Source organism: Sinomonas atrocyanea, from assembly GCF_030811715.1.
Lineage (GTDB): Bacteria > Actinomycetota > Actinomycetes > Actinomycetales > Micrococcaceae > Sinomonas > Sinomonas atrocyanea_A.
The window spans coordinates 333,369-350,371 of the sequence record NZ_JAUSRH010000001.1 but is presented as its reverse complement, the minus strand read 5'-3'; the positions used below and the strand labels follow the sequence as shown (position 1 = coordinate 350,371).

General features: G+C 68.3%; 15 protein-coding genes. 9 read left to right on the top strand and 6 right to left on the bottom strand.

Features of this window, described 5'->3' with window-relative positions:
• The first annotated feature begins 8 nt into the window (after positions 1–8).
• Positions 9–1,142, top strand: coding sequence for an ABC transporter substrate-binding protein (locus J2W21_RS01655; RefSeq protein WP_307112765.1), 1,134 nt, complete (start codon positions 9–11; stop codon positions 1,140–1,142).
• Between the two features lie 41 nt (positions 1,143–1,183).
• A complete protein-coding gene (locus tag J2W21_RS01650; protein ID WP_307112764.1) occupies positions 1,184–3,286 on the top strand; it encodes a 3-hydroxyacyl-CoA dehydrogenase NAD-binding domain-containing protein in 2,103 nt (700 codons plus the stop codon).
• Positions 3,287–3,661: 375 nt separating this feature from the next.
• Here the strand turns inward: J2W21_RS01650 and J2W21_RS01645 are convergent, their stop codons facing one another.
• The gene (locus J2W21_RS01645; protein WP_307112763.1) at positions 3,662–5,800 is read right to left on the bottom strand and encodes an acetate--CoA ligase family protein; all 2,139 of its coding nucleotides are present in this window, start codon (positions 5,798–5,800) and stop codon (positions 3,662–3,664) included.
• 192 nt (positions 5,801–5,992) lie between these two features.
• Between J2W21_RS01645 and J2W21_RS01640 the strand changes: the two genes are divergently transcribed.
• Together J2W21_RS01640 and J2W21_RS01635 are read left to right on the top strand one after the other, a co-directional pair.
• Positions 5,993–6,931: an acyl-CoA thioesterase gene (locus J2W21_RS01640; RefSeq protein ID WP_307112762.1), complete on the top strand. Its 939-nt coding sequence runs from the start codon at positions 5,993–5,995 to the stop codon at positions 6,929–6,931.
• A 20-nt stretch (positions 6,932–6,951) separates the two neighbouring features.
• Positions 6,952–8,100 (top strand): acyl-CoA dehydrogenase family protein, encoded by a 1,149-nt coding sequence (locus tag J2W21_RS01635; protein WP_307112761.1) that lies wholly within the window; start codon positions 6,952–6,954, stop codon positions 8,098–8,100.
• Between the two features lie 104 nt (positions 8,101–8,204).
• Here J2W21_RS01635 and J2W21_RS01630 read toward each other — a convergent pair whose 3' ends face one another.
• Entirely contained in the window at positions 8,205–9,005 is an 801-nt protein-coding gene (locus J2W21_RS01630) for an SDR family NAD(P)-dependent oxidoreductase (RefSeq protein WP_307112760.1), read from the bottom strand.
• Positions 9,006–9,055: 50 nt separating this feature from the next.
• A complete protein-coding gene (locus J2W21_RS01625) occupies positions 9,056–9,679 on the bottom strand; it encodes a hypothetical protein (protein ID WP_307112759.1) in 624 nt (207 codons plus the stop codon).
• 107 nt (positions 9,680–9,786) lie between these two features.
• On the opposite strand from J2W21_RS01625, the gene J2W21_RS01620 reads away from it, so the two are divergent.
• Positions 9,787–10,566 carry an IclR family transcriptional regulator domain-containing protein gene (locus tag J2W21_RS01620; protein WP_307112758.1) on the top strand — a complete coding sequence of 260 codons (780 nt, stop codon included), beginning with the start codon at positions 9,787–9,789 and terminating at the stop codon, positions 10,564–10,566.
• On the opposite strand, the gene J2W21_RS01615 is transcribed toward J2W21_RS01620, so the two are convergent.
• Genes J2W21_RS01615 through J2W21_RS01605 form a run of 3 tightly spaced genes read right to left on the bottom strand, consistent with a single transcriptional unit; the run spans position 10,556 to position 13,418 of the window.
• Positions 10,556–11,449, bottom strand: coding sequence for an amidohydrolase family protein (locus J2W21_RS01615; RefSeq protein WP_307112757.1), 894 nt, complete (start codon positions 11,447–11,449; stop codon positions 10,556–10,558). The genes J2W21_RS01620 and J2W21_RS01615 overlap by 11 nt on opposite strands.
• A gap of 12 nt (positions 11,450–11,461) precedes the next feature.
• Complete coding sequence (locus J2W21_RS01610; protein WP_307112756.1) at positions 11,462–11,998, bottom strand: carboxymuconolactone decarboxylase family protein; 537 nt, start codon at positions 11,996–11,998, stop codon at positions 11,462–11,464.
• 52 nt (positions 11,999–12,050) lie between these two features.
• Positions 12,051–13,418, bottom strand: coding sequence for a cation:dicarboxylate symporter family transporter (locus J2W21_RS01605; RefSeq protein ID WP_307112755.1), 1,368 nt, complete (start codon positions 13,416–13,418; stop codon positions 12,051–12,053).
• 224 nt (positions 13,419–13,642) lie between these two features.
• Here J2W21_RS01605 and J2W21_RS01600 point away from each other — a divergent pair, with 224 nt between their 5' ends.
• The 4 genes from J2W21_RS01600 to J2W21_RS01585 all read left to right on the top strand — a co-directional run bounded on the left by J2W21_RS01600 (position 13,643) and on the right by J2W21_RS01585 (position 16,796).
• Positions 13,643–15,139 carry an MFS transporter gene (locus J2W21_RS01600; protein WP_307112754.1) on the top strand — a complete coding sequence of 499 codons (1,497 nt, stop codon included), beginning with the start codon at positions 13,643–13,645 and terminating at the stop codon, positions 15,137–15,139.
• Positions 15,140–15,163: 24 nt separating this feature from the next.
• Positions 15,164–15,973 carry an alpha/beta fold hydrolase gene (locus J2W21_RS01595; protein ID WP_307112753.1) on the top strand — a complete coding sequence of 270 codons (810 nt, stop codon included), beginning with the start codon at positions 15,164–15,166 and terminating at the stop codon, positions 15,971–15,973.
• Between the two features lie 132 nt (positions 15,974–16,105).
• Positions 16,106–16,333 (top strand): hypothetical protein, encoded by a 228-nt coding sequence (locus J2W21_RS01590; RefSeq protein ID WP_307112752.1) that lies wholly within the window; start codon positions 16,106–16,108, stop codon positions 16,331–16,333.
• A 274-nt stretch (positions 16,334–16,607) separates the two neighbouring features.
• Positions 16,608–16,796, top strand: a complete 189-nt coding sequence (locus J2W21_RS01585; protein WP_307112751.1) for a hypothetical protein — start codon at positions 16,608–16,610, stop codon at positions 16,794–16,796.
• The last annotated feature ends 207 nt before the right edge of the window (positions 16,797–17,003 follow it).

Sequence of the window (17,003 nt, the reverse complement as noted above, 5' to 3'; positions counted from 1 at the left end):
AAACCTCAATGATGAGAAAACACCTTGCAGCCCTGATTCTTTCCATCGGCCTCGCCGCTTCCCTCAGCGGCTGCGGCGGCGCCGCTGGCGCCGGCGACCAGGGCACCGGTTCGGCCGCGCAGCAGCTGCTGCCGATGCCGAAGGTCGACACCTCGGACGGGCTCCGGATCGACGGCGAGCTGATCGCCGACAAGGCACTGTACGAGGCGGCCAAGAAAGACACCGTCAAGCTCTACTCGGGCACAGGCAAGGAGGCCGAGGACCTGACAGACGCCCGGTTCCTCGCCGAGACCGGCATCAAGGTCGACCTGACCCGTCTGGCGACGAACAAGCTCGCCGAGCGGGCCCTGTCCGAGTTCGGCGCCGGCAAGCTCACCGCCGGGCTGGTCCGCATGACGGACATCAGGCTCGCCCGGCAGTTCACCGACAAGGGCGTCTTCGTCCCCTACCGCACCCCCTCGTACGCCGCTCTCGCAGCGGAGAAGGCGTGGACCAGCGACAACTTCGTCACCTGCTACTACTTCGTCAATGCGATGGCCTACAACTCCTCCGCGATCACCCAGGATCCGCCCACCAAGTGGGAAGACCTCGCCGACCCGAAGTACAAGGGAAAGCTGGGCATCGACGCCATCACGACAGGCGGGACGCTGAACGCCCTGGCCCACTTCCAGATCAGTGCTTTCGGCCCTGACTTCCTCGCCGCCCAGGCGAAGAACCAGCCCAAGATCTACGACTCCACCGCCACCCAGGTCGATGCCCTGGCACGCGGTGAGATCACCATCGCATCCGTCAGCTTCAACAACGCCCTGGCCACCGAACTCAGCGGGGCCCCGATCAAGCTCGTCATCCCCGAGGCGGGCGTCTCCGCCTCGGCGGGCGTCCTCGGCCTGACGCCGGCAGGCGCCAAGAGCCCGGCCGCGCAGGTCTTCATGAACTGGACGATGTCCAAGGCAGGCCAGAAGTTCGCCGCGGCGCAGGGCTTCGCCCCGTCCCGGACGGACATCGACCAGGTCAAGTCCGGGGACTACCAGCTGCCCAAGGCCGGCACCCCGCAGTTCCACCTCTTCACTGAGCAGGACTTCGCCAAGTACGCGGACAAGGACGAAGCGGTCTGGAAGAAGGCCTTCAACTTCATGGGCTGACCGCTGCCCGCACCGGATCCGCCACTCGCGAAAGGACACCCATGACGACATCCACCCGGGCCCTGCAGCCAACGTCTGGAAGCCCCGCTCCCGCCCCGGTATACGCCGGTCCGGCCTGCGTGCGCTACGAGGTCGAGGACCGCGTCGCCGTTCTAACGATCGACAACCCGCCGGTGAACGCCAGCACCGCTCAGGTCCGTTCAGGCCTCCTGTCCGGCGTCCGCACGGCGTCCTCGGACTCCGAAGTCGTGGCACTGGTGCTCATCGGCGCAGGCGCGAACTTCATCTCAGGCTCAGACCTCCGCGAATTCGCCGGTCCTCTGCCTCCGCCCGAGCTGCCAGCAGTCATCGAGGCGATCGAATCCTGTCCGAAGCCGGTCGTGGCCGCCCTCTCGGGCGCCACACTTGGGGGCGGCTTCGAGCTCGCCCTGGGCTGCGACGCCAGGGTGGCGCTCGGCGGGGCGGTGGTCGGACTCCCCGAAATCACTCTGGGCATGATTCCCGGCGCAGGGGGCACCCAGCGGCCCCTGCGCATCCTCGGCGGTGCCCGTACGCTCGACCTGGTCACCTCCGGCAGGCGCATCCCGGCCGAGGCCGCCCTCGCCGAAGGACTGGTCGACAAGGTCGTCGACGCCTCGCTCCGCGACGAAGCAGTGTCATACGCCCGGGGGATGGCCGGGAAGCGGGTCCTCCGCGACCTGCCAGTTCCGGAGGACGAGTGCGGTGCCCTCGAGCAGGCGGCCCTTTCGGTGCTGTCCCGCCGTGGCGCCCGGCCGCAGACGGTGGCCGCCGTCGGTGCGGTCTTTGCGGGCCTCGTGCTCCCTGCCGCTGAGGCGCTGGCCCATGAGCGCAGGGAGTTCAGCCGGCTGCGGGAGGGCGTGGAGGCGGCGGCGCTCCGTCACCTGTTCTTCGCCCGTAAGGCTGCCGAGAAGGCGAACCGGGCGAGCGTCCCCGTCGAGATCCGCTCAGCCGGGATCGTCGGCGCCGGGACCATGGGGGCCGCCATCGCCCGGGCATTCGTCGAGGCTGGCATTCTCGCCACTGTGGTGGACACCGACCCCTCTGCTGCCGCCGCTGTGGCGGACCGTCTCTCGAAGTCCTACGCGCAGATGGTGGCGCAGGGACGGCTGGGAGAGGAGGAAGCCGTTGCGAGGACATCCCGCCTCAAAGGTTCCGGGTCGCTGTCCGCTCTCGCCGGGGCAGACCTCGTCGTCGAGGCGGTATTCGAAGACGCCGGCGTGAAGAAGGCCGTCCTGGAGGACCTGGAAGGCATTGTCCGGCCAGGGGTGCCGTTGGCGACCAACACGTCCTATCTGGACATCGACGAGCTGGCCGCCGGCCTGGACGATCCGACGAGGGTTGTCGGGATGCACTTCTTCAGCCCCGCGCACCGGACACCGGTCCTCGAAGTCGTCAGGGCCGCGCGGACCGGACAGCAGGCCCTCGACACAGCCTTCGCGGCTGCCCGTACCCTGGGCAAGCTTCCCGTTGTGGCCCGGGTGTGCGACGGCTTCATCGGGAACAGGATTTTCAACGCCTACCGCCGCCAGTGCGAGCTCATGGTCGAAGAAGGCGCACTGCCGCAGCAGGTCGACGCTGCTCTGGAGGACTTCGGGTTCGCCATGGGACCCTTCGCCGTAGCCGATATGTCCGGCCTGGATGTCGCGTGGAGGATGCGAAAGGCCAGGACGGTAGTGCGCCGAACGGGAGAGCGCTACCCGGACGTCGCGGACGCCCTGTGCGAGCTGGGCCGGTTCGGACAGAAGAGCGGCCGCGGCTGGTACCGCTACCAGGAAGGCTCCCGGGTCCCCCTTCCCGATCCCGAAGTCGAGGCCCTCATCAAGCACTCCGCTGCGGCGAAGAAGACCCCCCAGCGGACCTTCTCCGGTCAGGAAATCGTCGAGCGGGCGCTTGCCGCGATGGCCAACGAGGCGGCCCTGCTGCTCGGGGAGGGCATCGCCGAGCGCGCCGGCGACGTCGATCTGCTGCTCACCCTCGGGTACGGGTTCCCCGCCCACGAAGGGGGAATCACATTCTGGGCGTCGAACCTGGGCCCAGTGCGCCTCGCCGAAGCCCTGGACGCCCTCGAAGAGGCTGCAGGGCCCGGCTTCCGCCGAGCGGATCCCACGATCCTCCTCGCCTGATCCGCTACGGTCAGGCCAGTAATGGGCCCGCCGAGGATCATCCTCGGCGGGCCCCGGCATGTCCACGTCGTGCCTCTCCGCGCAGGCGCGCAACGCGGACTTCCCCCGAGGCGCCATCCCGGGCGACTGCCTGGGCCCCGGCGACCGGCCCCCTCATGCCTGCGGGCAACCCCCGTCAACGGGGCACCGGGAATGGCTCTGACCCGGGAAACCCTCCAGTCTCCTTCGCGCCCGCACAGCGCCACATGCAGCGCAGGGCGCCTGCCCCCCTTGTCCGGGAGCGGTTTTCATCGTCCGTCCTCGTAGGGGAGCAGGCGCCCTGCGTGCGCCGCGCCGATGTCCTCCTAGCCCTTCTACATCATGGCCGCCGTCTGTTCACCCAGCCTTGGACACCGCCACTGGCCGCTCAGCGGGAACGGAAGGATTCTCCCGGCGGCGGACGAGCGCATCGAGGGCGCAGACGCCTTCGCTGGCGTAGCCGACGTAGACGGGGTTGGCTTCCGCTTCAAGGACGTCGGGTTCGGTGAGGGCCAGGCGGGACATCGCAACGATGGCCTCTGCCAGCTCGTCCACGGCCCCGGCCGGGGCGCCCCGGTATCCGTCCAGGACCCGCAGGCTCTTGACCTCGGCGATCATGTCGAGTGCCTCTTGGTGGGTGGTGGGAGCCAGCCGGACGCTGGAGTCCGCGAAGATCTCCGCGAGGACCCCTCCGGCGGAGAGGACCACCATCGGACCGACGTCTCGGCTGACCCGGTAGCCCACGAGCGCCTCGGCCGCGCCCCGAGGAGCCATCTTCTGCACCAGGAACCGCTCAACGGCCACCTCCGGCCTGTGGGCTCCCACATTGGCCGTGATGGAGGCCGCGGCCCTGCGGATCCCCTCGGCGTCCTCGACATTGAGTACCACTCCTCCGACGTCGCTCTTGTGGGCGATCTCTTCGGAGAGGACCTTCACGACCACCGGATACTCGAAGGGAAGCTCGATGGCTCGCCCCAGATCTTCACGTGTGAGGACCACAGAGGGGCTAGAGGAGATTCCCTGGCGGGAAAGCAGCGCCGAGGAGGCGTGCTCGTCGAGGACTGCGGAGGACGCACCCGGGTCGAGGGCGAAGGCCGGGCTCTGGCTGATCGTTGCAGCGCGCCGCGCGAACGCTGCGGCGATCACGTCCGCGCACGACTCAGGCGTGCGGAAGGCGGGCACACCGGAGCTGTTCAGCAGCTCGGCGGCCGCGGGGGCCTCGGGGAGCGCGAAGGCGATGAGCGGGACCCCGTGGCCTCCCCGCTCCGCGATGGCCTGCACTGCCAGCTCCGGGTTCAGGCGTGCAGAGGAGCCGATGACGAACACGATGAGGTCGAATTCCCCGCTGTCCTGCATCAGCTGCAGGGCGTTGCTGACGATGTCGTGCCGCGCCCCCGCCAGGCCCAGGTCCGCGATCAGGCTGTGGGGAAGCGACACGCCCGCCTCTCGCATCGCCGTCACCAGCTCATGGCTCGGGCCGGCGATCTTCATGCCGCGCACTGCCAGCTGGTCGACCATGATGGCCGCTCCGCCGCCGGTCGTCGTGACAACGCCGATCCGAGGTGACCTCCTGCGGTCGGAGGCGGGGACCTTTGCCAGGACGGCGGGGGCCTCGATGAGCCCTTCGAAGTGGTTCACGCGGGCGAATCCGCACGCCTCGAAGAAGGCCTGGGACTCGCTGTCCTCGCCCGCCAGCGCCCCGGTGTGCGAGACGGACAGCTCCGCCGCCTCCTGCGATCGTCCCAGCTTGTACACCGCCACGGGCTTCCCCGCCAGATGGGCCGCATGGGCGAACGACGCCAGGTCCTCGGAGTGGCGCAGGGACTCCAGGAAGAGCGCGTACGAGGTGATGCCCGGGTCCTGGAGCGTCGACTCGCAGATTGCGCCGAGCGACAGGTCCGCCTCACCGCCTGTGGAGACGAGCCCCGCGAAGCCGATGCCCCTCTGGCGGGCCCGGCTGACCAAGGCGCCGATGACGCTGCCGGACTGGGACGCGACGAAGATCCCCCCGCACGGCGTCCCGGGCTCGCCGAAGGCGGCGTTCCCCGTGAGCATCAGTCCATTGCGCGGGTTGACCACCCCGAGGCTGCTGGGCCCGATGAGGCGCAGATTCCCTTCGGCTGCCGCGGCTCGGAGGCGGTCCTCCCGCTCGCGTCCGGCCTCGCCGTCCTCGGCGAACCCTGAGGAGAGCACTGTTGCGACTCGGACGCCGGCCCGTGCGCATTCTCGCACCGCCTCGATCGCCGCCTCCGCCCCGGTCATGATGTACACGTGGTCCGGGACCTCCGGGAGCGAGGACACGCTCGGCCACGCCTTCACCCCCTGCACGCTTTCCCGGCGTGGGTTGATGAAGTAGGCCTCGCCTGTGAAGCCCGATTGGGCCAGGAACTGCTGGGGCCGCCCGGTCGTCTTGGCGGGATCGTTCGATGCCCCGATGATCGCCACACTGCGCGGGGCCAAGAGGGGGCCGGCAAGGTCCGAACCGTATTCGCTCATCTTCGTCTCCTGTCGTTGAGAGGACCGGCGGCGGTGCCGGCGGCAGCGATCGGAGGGGAGGCGGGCCACGCGGCATCTGCCGGAGCACCTGACGCCGGGAGTGAATGGGCCGTCCTTGCGGTCCCCTCTGATCCGTGTGAGGATCGTTACATACTCTATAGAGTATTGTCTACCTACTAGGAGGTCTGCGCAATGCTTGACCGTGCGACTCAGGGCGACGAGCTCTCGGAAGAAGGGGTGCTCAATGCGGCCCCTCTGGTCGACCGCCTAAGGCTGGAGCCGGCCGGGCAGCGGGGGGCCTTCAAGGGCATGCCGCCGCAGGGGTTCCGGGGGAGGCTATTCGGGGGGCACCTTCTGGGGCAGGCTGTCCTTGCGGCGGGGCGGACGGTGGACGCCGGCCGTGCGGCCAATTCCATCCAGGCCTACTTCGTGGCCCCCGGCATCCCCGGCGTTCCCATCACGTACGAGGTCGAGACACTGCGCGAGGGCGCATCGTTCTCCCTGCGGGCGCTCCGTGCGGTTCAGGGAGAACGGCTGCTGCTGACCGCGAATGCCTCGTTCGTGGCGGAGAGGCAGCCCGAGGTCCCACTGTCGGCTCCGATGCCTGATGTCCCTGCCCCCGAGGAACTCCCGCCGCTGCATGAGCGCCGCGCCCAGCAGCCGGCGGGCTGGGACGGGATCCGGTGGCCGGCCCGGCGGGACTGGGAGACCGCGTCGAGGCCGATGGACATCCGCTATGTCGAGGCGCTCGAGCAGTCGCGGCCGCCGCGGCGCTGCTTCTGGTTCCGCATGGCGCCCGTCTCCGGCGCCGACGCGAACACCCGGCGCGCGATGCTGGCGTTCGCCTCGGACCGCTCCCTGCTGCCGGCGGTGACGGTGGCCCGCGGTGACCAGGGTTCGGCGCCAGAGCCGAAGGTCGCCAGCGTCGACCACGCCATGTGGTTCCACGGTGATGCCCCTGTGGGCAGCTGGTGCCTGTACGTGCAGGAGAGCCCGGTCAGCACGGCGGGCCTCGGCCTCGCCCGCGGGCTCATCTACGGCCGCGGCGGGCAGATCGTTGCAAGCGTCGCCCAGCAGGGCGTCTTCTCCCGAGGCGCTCGGGCTGCCGAGCGCGTCGAACCGATGAAATGAAGATGAAAGGACCAACGCACATGTTCTCCGACCTCACACCTGAAGAGGCCCAGTTCCGTGACAGGGTGCGCGCCTTCGCCCAGGAGCGGCTGGCCCCCACCGCCCTCGAGCGCGCCCACGAGCCGCACTTCCCGTGGGATACGGCCAAGCTCCTCGCCGACGAGGGGCTGCTGGGCCTGACGGTCCCCAAGGAGGACGGCGGCCAGGGCGCCACGCTCATGGAAGCAGTGATCGCGATCCAGGAGATCGGCCTGGCCTGCCCGAAGAGCGCAGACGTCGTCCAGGCGGGGAACTTCGGTGCCCTCCGGACCTTCGCCGAGTATGCGAGCGAAGAGCAGAAGGCCAGGTACCTGCCCGGCCTGCTCTCGGGCCAGAGCCTGCTCGCCCTGGGCATGAGTGAGCCGGAGACGGGCTCCGCGATCACGGACCTCCACACGACGGCCACTCGCGACGGCGACGAGGTGGTCATCAACGGAACCAAGGTGTGGTCCGGCTACAGCGCGGATGCCCCGCTGTTCCTCGTCTACGTCCGCTTCGGCCCCGGTGTCGGGGGCATCGGCTCGGTGATCGTCGAGCGTGACACACCCGGCTTCGAGGTGGGGGAGGCCTCCGCCTACATGAGCGGCGAGCTGTGGGCGCCCCTCCGGTTCACCGACTGCCGCATCCCGGCCTCCAACGTCCTGCTGGGGGAGGGCGGCTTCAAGCGCCAGATCAGCGGTTTCAACGTCGAAAGGATCGGCAATGCCGCGAGGTCGCTCGCCCTGGCCCAGCTCGCGTTCGAGATTGCCAGAGACCATGTGGCGGCCCGCGAGCAGTTCGGCCGGCCGCTGATGGAGTTCCAGGGACTGCAGTGGAAGTTCGCGGAGATGAGCGTCGCCCTTGACGGGGCTCAGCTCCTCCTCGAGCGCGCCGTGAGGGGAGCCTCCGGCGGGCTGCCCTCGGCGTATGACACCGCGGTGGCCAAGCTTGCCTCCAACGAGACGGGATTCAAGGTCGCCCATGAGGCGATGCAGGCTATGGGCGCCCTGGGCTTCAGTTCCAAGTCGCTTGTCGAGTACTGCTTCCGGCGCACGCGCGGATGGATGATCGCGGGCGGCTCCACCGAGATCCTCAAGAACCGGATCGCCGAGCACGTCTTCGACCGACGGTTCAGCCAGCGGCCCAGCTGAGCCCGGCTGCGCTGCAGCCGGCGGCATCCCGGACAGCAGAGGCGCCGCTTGCCTCCTCAGGAGGCGAGCGGCGCCTTGCGGTCTTCCACCGCGGACAACAGGTCTCAGTCGCAGCGCGCTGTCATCCCGCCGTCGACGATGATTTCGGTGCCCGTGACGAAGCGGGCTTCGTCGGAGGCCAGGAAGAGCGCCGCGTGGGCCGTGTCGCGTCCGTCGCCCTCGTAGGGGAGGGGGATCCGGGACTGCCGCTGCTTGATGAGCGTCTCGGTGTCCCCGCCGGTGCGCTGTCCGGCGAGGCGGGCTTCGACCATGGGGGTGTGGAGCTGGCCCGGGACGACGGTGTTGGCCCGGATCCGGTCGGGGGCGTACTGGACGGCGGTGACGCGGGAGAAGGAGATGACCGCGGCCTTGGAGGCGGCGTAGGCGACCTGCGCGGATCCGGTCCAGCGGATTCCGGAGGTGGAGGCGATGTTCACGATCGCTCCGCCGCCGTTGGCGGCCATGCGGGGGATCACCTCGTGGCAGGTCCGGTAGACGCTGGTGAGGTTGATGTCGAGCTGGCGCGCCCATTCCTCCTCGGTGAGCTCGGCGGCACCGCCCTTGCGGGATCCGCCGACGACGTTGACGAGCACGTCGATCCGTCCGAAGCGGTCGATGCAGGCCGTGACGAGGTCCTTCACGGAGCCGGTGTCGGTGACGTCGGCGAGGTGGCCTTCCACGGTGCCCCCGGCTGAGCGGATGAGGTCGAGGGTCGGGTCCAGGGCGTCCTGGCTGATGTCTGCCGCGAAGACGGCGGCTCCTTCGGCTGCGAAGACGGAGGCGCAGGCGCGTCCGTTGCCCCAGCCGGGCCCCACGCTCCCGGCCCCGACGACGAGGGCCACTTTGTCCTTGAGGCGGTCTGCCATGCTTCTTCTCCTGTTGTTTGTCGTGGTGGTTGAGGATTGAGTCGTGTGGGTCAGCGGCCCGAGTTGTGGAAGGCGAAGACCCGGCGGGAGGCCGAGGTGACCGAGGCCATGGCCTCTGCGCGCCAGGGCGTTGACGTGGCGTGCTTCCACTCCGGCGTCTCGCACAGGGACGGGTCGTCGATGTCGTGGACGGTCAGGAGCGCCTCGCCGGCTCCGTCCCGGAGCCGGAACTGGCGGATCCTGTCCCAGCCCTCGATCGCGGTCAGGAGGGGGATGTGCTCCTCCCGGTACCACTCGATGAGGCCGGCCTCGTCGGTGGAGGTGAGCCCGACGAGGATCTGGTAGCGGGGGTGGCCCTCGAGGCTTCCGGTCTCGTAGTCGAGGGAGTAGATGCGGCGGTCGAGGGCGGTCAGCCGTGCCACGAGGGCCTGCTCGCGTTCGCTGCGGTGGCTCCGCAGGGCCGTGTAGGCGTCGCTGCCGAGGAAACCGGGGTCGACGTCGTACGTCGCGAGCCAGCCGGGGGTGCGGCCGTCCGCTGCCTGGAACCGGTAGCCGGTTCTGAACTGGCTGAACTGCATCCGCAGCGGCAGGTGCTCGTGGTCGTACCAGTCGTGGAATTCCTCGCCGGGCACGGGGCCAGGGTCGGAGAAAACGACGAGGAAGTCCTGGTTCACGGTGTTGTCCTTCCAGCTTCGCGGGGGCGGGGTCCGGCAGTCGCTACACTGGCGGTCAGGGCCCAGGGGCGAGCGACGCGCCGACGTGCAGGTGAGAGGGAGCGGCAGTGTCTCGTGAGAATCCGGATGTGATCGACTCGCTCGAGAAGGCCTTCCGCCTCCTGCAGGTCTTCTCCCACGAGCACCCCTCCCTCACCATCAGCGAGGCCGCCGAGCTGTCCGGGCTGACGCGTCCGACGGCGCGGCGGATCCTCCTGACCATGGTCAGCCTCGGGTTCGCCGAGGCCCAGGGCAAGCACTTCAGCCTCACCCCGAAGGTCATGCGGCTCGGCTTCGCCTACCTCTCCGCGCTGCCCTACTGGGAGACCGCCCAGCCGCACATGCGCAGACTCGCCTCGGAGCTGAACGAGTCTTGCTCCATGGCGACCCTGGACGGGAACGAGATCGTCTACCTGACCCGCGTTCCCGGCAACCGCAGCATGGTCACCACCCTGAACACCGGTTCGCGGCTTCCCGCCTACGCCACCTCCATGGGCAAGATCCTGCTGGCTCACCTCAAGCCCGCCGCGTTGGACCGGTACCTGTCCGAGGTCCAGCTCATGGCGCTGACGCCGAGCACAATCACAGACCCGGAGGAGCTGCGCGGCGTCCTGGCGGAGGCGCGGGCGAGGGGGTATGCGACGGCCGACGGCGAGCGGGAGGAGGGGATCCGCTCCGCGGCCGCCCCGGTGTTCGCCCGCGGCGGCAGTGTCGTGGCGGCCGTCAACGTCTCCGCCAACGCGGCCCGGGTCTCGCACGAGAAGCTGGTCTCCGAGTACGTTCCTGCCCTGCTCGAGACGGCCCGCGCGATCTCCGAGGAGATCGGTGCCGTCACAGTCATGCACTAGGGGCGAAGTCGAAGCAGGCCTCGGGGTTGCGCACCAGGAGGAGGTCGAGGTCCTCCTGGCTGGGTGCGATGCCACGGAGGGTGTCGACGAGGTCGCCGTCGTTGGGCATGAAGCCGTGGGTGTTCGGGTGCGGGAAGTCCGTGCCCCACACGCACCGGTCCGGCCGGGTGGTGAACAGCTCGCGGGCGAGCGCGACGGCGTCGTCCAGCTTCGGGGGGTGGACTGCGATCCGGTCCGCGCCGCTGAGCTTGACCCATACGTCGTCGTTCCCGGTGAGCAGCTGCTTGAGGGCCTCGCGCTCGGGCTGGACGCGGCTGGGGGAGATGTCGAAACGCCCCATGTGGTCGAAGACGATCCTGAGGGGAATCTCGTCGAGGCGCTCGGCGAAGGCGAGGATCGAGGGGCCCGTCACGTGGACGGCGAGGTGCCATCCGAAGGGCCCGATGAGGTCCACGATGCGCGCGATCTCCGAGCGGGTGGGGGGCGCGCCGAGATGGGCCGCGAAGTGGATCCGTGCCCCGCGCATGCCGGCCTGGTGCCAGCGCTCGATGTCCCGGGCGGTCGTCTCGGGGCCGATGAGGGCCACGCCGCGGTATCTGCCCTCGCCGCGGTCGAGGGCGTCGAGGACTGCGCGGTGGTCGGATCCGTGGCAGGCGGACTGGACTAGGACTGAGCGCTCGAATCCGAGGAACCGGTGGAGCCTCTCGAGGTCTTCGAGCGGAACGTCCTCGGGGGTGAAGGTGCGGCCTTCGGCGTACGGGAACTTCTTGTGGGGTCCGAAGATGTGCACGTGGGCGTCGCAGGCGTGCGGCGGCAGCTGGAGCTGCGGCTTGTGGGGGTTCCGGTCGGGGCCGGGTGTGGTGGCCTCGAGGGTGTCCGTCATCGGTCCTCCTTCCTAGACGTTGGGGGTGAGGAGGGACTCGCGGTCTGCGGCTGTGACGCCGAGGGCCACGAGGAACCTCGAGACCATGTTGTAGGACGCCACGGTCGCAGTGAGCTCGATGGTCTCGGTCTCGGTGAAGTGGCGGCGGAGGTGCTCGAAGGTCTCCTCGTCCACCGTGATGTTGCGGGTCATGGCGTCGGTGTAGGCCAGCACGGCGTCGTAGCGCTCGTCGCCGGTGGTCACGGCGCGGTCATGGGCGATGGCCTCGATGGTCGTCTCGGGGATGCCGCTGGCCCGGCCGAGGCCGACATGTGCTGCCCATTCGTAGTCGGCACGGTTCAGGACGGCGACCCGCAGGATGATGAGCTCGCGCAGGTCCCCGGGGATGGAGAAGCCCTGCCTCACCGCGCCGAGGAGCGTGTTCCACCCGGAGGCGAGCCCGTCGTTGTGGGCCAGCAGCTGGTCGAGCGGGGTGAGGAACCCGCCGCGGCGTTCGATCATCTTCTCGGCGGTGGCGCCAGTGGGGGCGGTGTAGGAAATGCGGGGCATGGTCTCTGTTTCTCTGAGCTTTGCGAGGGGACGGGTTGCGGAGGAGTGCGGGTCAGTGCGCTGCGGGGACGGGGGCGGCGTCGCCCTGGCGGGAGTCCGCGGCTGGGGAAGCGGTGGCGGCCGCCGGGAGGGGAGCCTGCACGAGCGGGGCCTCGTGGCCGCGCATGATCCTCAGCGCACGGGGCCGGTCGAGCTGCTGTTCCCAGACGCTGACGACGAGGCTGCCCATCATCTGGCCGGCGAGGCTGATCAGGCCCCGCATCGTGGAGAGGAAGCGGTCGATGCCAAGGAGGAGCATGATGCCCACCACCGGAACGGCGCCGGTGGAGGAGAGGGTGGCGGCCAGGATGACGAAGCCTGCGCCTGCGACCCCGGCGCTGCCCTTGGAGGTGAGCATGAAGACGGCCAGAAGGGCGATCTGCTGCCAGATGCTCAGGTTGATGTCGAAGGCCTGGGCGATGTAGAGGGAGGCGAACCCGAGGTAGAGGCACACCCCGTCGCCGTTGAAGGCGTAGCCCGAGGGCACCACGAGGCCGACGATCGGCTTGGGGCAGCCGACTCCCTCGAGCTTGCGCATCAGCTGCGGCATGACCGCCTCGTAGTTGGATGTGCCGAGGGTGATGAGGATCTCGTCCTTGAAGTATCGGTACACGGGGAGCACACGCAGGCCGCAGATCCGGGCCATTGCGCCAAAGGCGAGGAGGCAGAACAGGATTCCGACGACCCAGAAGAGGACCACGATGGAGCCGAGGCTCACGAGCGTCGAGATGCCGAACTTGCCCGTGGTGTAGGCCATCGCGCCGAACGCACCAAGCGGGGCCAAGTACATGATGAGCTTGATGATGCCGAAAATCGCGTCGTTGATCCTCCCGACCGCCGCGACGACCGGCTCGCCCTTGGCGCCGAGCATCTTCAGCGCGACGGCGAACAGGACCGCGATGAGCAGGACCTGCAGCACGTTGCCGTCGGTGAAGGCGCCGACGAAGCTCTTGGGGATGATGTTCAGGATGAAGTCGTACCAGTTCTGGTGCTGGCCGGTGCTCACGTAGCCCTGGGCCGCCTCGCTGAGCTTGAGCTCGCTGGCCTTCGCGTGGATCCCGGCCCCGGGCTTGAGGAGGTTCATGACGACCAGACCGATGGCGAGGGCGACCGTGGTCATGAGCTCGAAGTAGACGAGCGCCTTGACGCCGATCCGTCCCACCGAGGTCAGCTTTCCAGCCCCTGCGATGCCCGTGACGATGGTGCAGAACACCACCGGGGCGATGAGCATCTGGATCAGCTGGATGAACCCGGTACCGATCGGAGCCAGCGAGGCCCCGAACGACGGGAAGACGAACCCGACGGCGGCGCCCAGGACAATGGCCACCGCAACGGTGATGTACAGGCGCGGCCCGAACGCCGACTTCAAGGCACTTCTCATGAGATCCACTCCATTATGAACCCTCTTGTACGTCTTGCGTACAAATGTTTGACGGACGTACAATAGTTGCGCCCGTCACGCTGCCTTGTCAAACGCTCCGACCCCCTTCGGGTGGGTCCTGGCCAAACGCGGCGGATGACGCGGACCGTGTCCGCTCCCTAAGGCGCAGGACTTTGACCAGCAACTCTATAGACAACAGTGTGTAGAGTCGATAGCGTCGGAGTGTGACCGGGGTCATGGCACCGGGAAACCACGAAAACGACCTGCAGCTGGAGATCCCTGAAGTCCAGGGCTTCAAGCCCGCCCGCCTCTCCGCAGACGCTGCGCTTGGACGCAGCTCTCCAGTTGCTGTTGCCGATTCTCCTACCCCCACTGGATCGAGGAATGTTATGGAAGATCTCGCACAGGGAGACGTCCGCGCACGTGCAGCCACGTCTGCGGCCCCACGGGGCGCAATGGTGCTGACGGTTGTCGGCATCGTCCTGGAGTACTACGACTTCTCGGTCTTCGGCATCTTCACCCCCTTCTTCTCACACCAGTTCTTCGCGGGAGCCGGAACTCTCGGCGCCACGCTTTCGGTCCTGACGGTCTTCGCAGTGGGGTTCATCTTCCGTCCCCTCGGCTCGGTCTTCTTCGGCTGGTTGGCCGACAGGAGTGGGCGCAAGAATTCGATGATGATCGCGATGGCCGTCACCGCAGCTGGAAGCCTGATGATCGGCATCAGCCCGACCTCGTCGGCAATTGGGGCCTTGGCGGTGGTCATCCTGGTCGTCGCCCGCATCATGCAGGGGCTCGGCTACGGCGGCGAGAACGCCAGCGCCTACTCGTACTCTGCAGAGATCGCGCCTCCGAAGCGCCGGGGCCTCTGGATGAGCTTCAACGGCATGGCGCTCATCCTGGGAACCCTCGCCGCCACTGCTGTAGGCGCTCTACTGACGACCGTCTTCGATTCCAAGCAGCTGGAGGCATGGGCGTGGCGGGTCCCGTTCCTCCTAGCCGGCTGCACCGGCCTGTTCGCCCTCTATCTGCGCCGCAAGCTCACAGAATCGGCCGCGTTCACCGAGCACCTCAAGGCCGAGGCAGAGCGCAGGAAGCTGCCGGAGCCGGCCGTCAAGACCTCGGCATCCGGGGAGCTCTGGCGCCACCGGTCTGGGATGCTCAGGGTTCTCCTCATGACCGCCGGCATCACGGTGACCTTCTACGCCTGGGTCGTCAACGGCGCGGCCAACGCGATCGTGTCGTACGGAGTCAACCAGCAGACAGCCTTCATCGTCGCACTGGTAGCCCAGGTGCTGTACGTGGTGACCACTCCACTGTGGGGCCGATTCTCGGACCGCTTCGGGCGTCGAGCGAACTTCCTGGTCTACGGAATCTTCAACGCCGTCTTCGCCTTCCCCGTCCTATGGATCATGGGAAACCAGTGGTGGCAGATGCTGATTGCGATGTCGATCCCGCTGGTGCTGCTGTCCGCAGCCACCGCAGCCAACACCGCCTTCTACGCCGAACTTTTTCCCACCGGCCTCCGATCCCGAGGCATCGCGATCCCCTACGGAATCGGCATCGCCGTATTCGGCGGCACGTCCCCGCTCATCGACACCTGGCTGCACAGCATCGGCCTCTCCGCAGTCTTCACCGCCTATGCCATCGTGATGAGCCTCGGCGCCGCAGCGGCTGCCTGGTGGAGTCCCGAGACGGCGGGCAAGAGCCTGGCCGACGGCTGACGAACACCGATCCCTGGAGGACCCATGCAGCGCACCATAACCACAGTCTCTGACGGAGACGTCCAGATCGAAGTGATCAGCGAGGGACGTGGACCCCTCATCGTGATCCTTCCATCACTCGGCCGCGGCGCCGAAGACTACGACGAAGTCGCCCGACATCTCGCTCACGAGGGATTCCGTGTTCTCCGCCCTCAGCCTCGGGGCATCGGGGCAAGCCGGGGCCCCATGGAGAACCTCGACCTGCACGACTTCGCATCGGACATCGCGCTGGTCATCGAGCACGAGGGGAGCGGTCCAGCACTCGTCGTCGGCCACGCATGGGGAAGCCAACCAGCGCGGATGCTCGCCACGACAAGGCCCGGCCTCGTCAGCGGACTCGTCCTGGCCGCCGCTTCAGCCGGCAAGCTGCCGCCCGGCCTGAACGAGAAGCCCTACAGCCGGCTGCGGACGGCGATCGACGGAGCAGGGGACCTCAGCCTGCCAGAGGCGCAGCGTCTTGAATTCTTGAAGCAGGCGTTCTTCGCCCCGGGGAACGACCCGCGGCCATGGCTCACCGGCTGGTGGCCAGAGACGCACGAAGCCCAGGGCCGTGCGCGCGAGGCCACCCCAGTCGACTCATACTTCCACGGTGGCACCGTTCCGCTCCTCGATCTGCAGGCCGAGCACGACGCCGTCGTCGTGCCGAACGTCTTCAAGCCGCTCCTCGGACAACGCGTCACCGTCCAGGTGGTCAGGGGCGCAGGACACGCACTGGTGCCCGAGCAGCCCACCGCGATGAGCGAAGCTATCGCCGGCTTTGCCCACCAGATCACGGACACTGGGCGCGAGGGATGACACGACACTGTTCGGCCCCCTTCGAACCACGCCATTGAACGTGAGAAGGCGCCCAGGTCCTCAGTCAGTCATCAGTCACCTCCATCAGTCGCGACAAAAATGCACCCCCCCAATGGGCAATAGGAGCTGATGATGGAATTCAACAAGGTTGAAGACTGGGGAAGCCTTCCCGGCAGCCTCGTTCACATTCGCTTTCAGAACATGACCGTCTGCGCCGGAGTGGTGGACTGCGTTACCAACGATGGCCGCATACTTTGGATCCATCCCCACAGCGATGTCAGGAGACTCGTGGAAAAGCAACATGGTTTTGAAGCGTGGGAGCAGGTCGAGGGCCCGCGCGGCCCGCTACTGTCTCGCTGAGTCCCATCGGAGGCCGGGTATCCTCCCCGGCCACAATGCGCGCGGCCAGTGGGCGCGGATCCTCCCGCGTGGGGAGTTCCTCTATGTAATGCTCTGGCCGCCGACGAGTCGGCCTGCTAACCTCATGTGACAGAATTGGTCACGCTGCGGCGGGGCGACGCCAAGGCGTCCGCCGACGGCAGGTCAGACCGGGCCAGGGCTCCAGCGAAGCGGAGCTGGTCCTCCTGTGCTGACTGGCCGGTGCCATCGCAGTGTTGAAAGAAGGGGGAGATCAATGACGATCATCGCCGATTCCCGTACTACCGGCCGGGGGATGTCCGCAATGGTGCGGCGTCAGGACGGGGAGGGGGCCGGGGGCGGGGAGGACCGCGCGCTCCGCGCCCTGATGGGTGCCGGTCTGAGCGAGCAGACCGCGCGGGAACAGCTAGCGCGCCTTGCGGCCGGGGACATCTGGTCCGGCTGACGCGTGCGCCGGCGCAGGCTGCGCCGTACCCTGGCACCTGTCCTCCGCCCCGCCCGTGCCTCGCGGTGCTCGGTGACCAAGTCCTCGATCCGGTGGGGCAGCGGACGCGAACCCGGCCTTGCCGGGCTGGGGCCGTCCATGCCCGTCATCTGCATGGCCAGCTCCCGCCTCATCTCGTCGTCCACTTACCGCCTCCAGTGGCGACGC

Bases quoted from the DNA above. Each gene is read 5' to 3' on its own strand.
- J2W21_RS01605 (WP_307112755.1), bottom strand. From the start codon at position 13,418: ATGAGAAGTGCCTTGAAGTCGGCGTTCGGGCCGCGCCTGTACATCACC.
- J2W21_RS01630 (WP_307112760.1), bottom strand. From the start codon at position 9,005: ATGGCAGACCGCCTCAAGGACAAAGTGGCCCTCGTCGTCGGGGCCGGG.
- J2W21_RS01645 (WP_307112763.1), bottom strand. From the start codon at position 5,800: ATGAGCGAATACGGTTCGGACCTTGCCGGCCCCCTCTTGGCCCCGCGC.
- J2W21_RS01640 (WP_307112762.1), top strand. From the start codon at position 5,993: ATGCTTGACCGTGCGACTCAGGGCGACGAGCTCTCGGAAGAAGGGGTG.
- J2W21_RS01635 (WP_307112761.1), top strand. From the start codon at position 6,952: ATGTTCTCCGACCTCACACCTGAAGAGGCCCAGTTCCGTGACAGGGTG.
- J2W21_RS01610 (WP_307112756.1), bottom strand. From the start codon at position 11,998: ATGCCCCGCATTTCCTACACCGCCCCCACTGGCGCCACCGCCGAGAAG.
- J2W21_RS01585 (WP_307112751.1), top strand. From the start codon at position 16,608: ATGACGATCATCGCCGATTCCCGTACTACCGGCCGGGGGATGTCCGCA.
- J2W21_RS01615 (WP_307112757.1), bottom strand. From the start codon at position 11,449: ATGACGGACACCCTCGAGGCCACCACACCCGGCCCCGACCGGAACCCC.
- J2W21_RS01590 (WP_307112752.1), top strand. From the start codon at position 16,106: ATGGAATTCAACAAGGTTGAAGACTGGGGAAGCCTTCCCGGCAGCCTC.
- J2W21_RS01595 (WP_307112753.1), top strand. From the start codon at position 15,164: ATGCAGCGCACCATAACCACAGTCTCTGACGGAGACGTCCAGATCGAA.
- J2W21_RS01655 (WP_307112765.1), top strand. From the start codon at position 9: ATGATGAGAAAACACCTTGCAGCCCTGATTCTTTCCATCGGCCTCGCC.
- J2W21_RS01650 (WP_307112764.1), top strand. From the start codon at position 1,184: ATGACGACATCCACCCGGGCCCTGCAGCCAACGTCTGGAAGCCCCGCT.